We start from the raw sequence: 792 nt of genomic DNA, 5'->3' as shown, positions 1-792 counted from the left end.
CAGCGGTAAGCTCGGTCTGTTCCTTTTCGTATTGAGCGTCCAGAGTGGCGTATCTGCTGTCGGACAGCTTGCCTAAAATGTTATCCTCATAGATTTTGCAGAGCAGGACTTCCAGCTCGGAAACTCTCTGCTTTGCTGTGGCAAGGCGTGTCCGCTGTTTCCTGACCTCTGTGGTCTGCTGGCTGGACTGCGCTTCCTGCACCACACGGACAAACTCGGCTCTGTCATGCTTCGCATACTCGGCAATGGCTTTCAGCATTTCAGAGACAAGGGACAGTACCACATCTTCATTGATACGGTGCTGGGTCTTGCAGAGCGTTCCGCAAGGAACTTTGGTGTACTGTGAGCAGGTGTATTGAGAAATGCGCTTGCCGTTATTGGTGCGGTGGACATACATCTTGCCGCCGCAATCGGCACAATAGAGCAAGCCCGTGAGGGGAGCTGCTTCGCCCCAGCCGTCCGGGTAGCGTCTGACATTCCCACGGATTTTCTGCACAAGGTCAAAGGTCTGCTGGTCAATGATAGGATCATGGGTATTCTCGAAAATTGTCCATTCGTCCTCCGGAACATAATGGCTTTTCTTGTCCTTGAAGTGCTTTCGGGTCTTGAAGTTGATGGTGTGTCCCAGATACTCACGCTTTTCAAGAATGTTGCAGATGGTGGAAGAACCCCAACCGTACACATCTTTGAAAGTCTTGTTTTTGTTCACGCCCTCGCCGTGCCGGGCAAGGTAAGCGGACGGAATGAGGACTTTTTCTTCTTTCAGCTTGCTGGCGATCTGATACGGACCGT

Annotated in this window: 1 protein-coding gene; it reads right to left on the bottom strand. The window is 51.8% G+C overall.

The window, feature by feature from the left end:
* Window positions 1–792 (bottom strand): recombinase family protein (locus DW806_RS14740; RefSeq protein ID WP_199677323.1); only part of this gene is annotated, 792 nt, incomplete at both ends.

It is taken from the genome of Butyricicoccus sp. AM32-19, assembly GCF_003480365.1.
Lineage (GTDB): Bacteria > Bacillota > Clostridia > Oscillospirales > Butyricicoccaceae > Agathobaculum > Agathobaculum butyriciproducens.
Note: the sequence above shows the minus strand (reverse complement) of the source record. Positions and strands in the feature narration are given on the sequence as shown.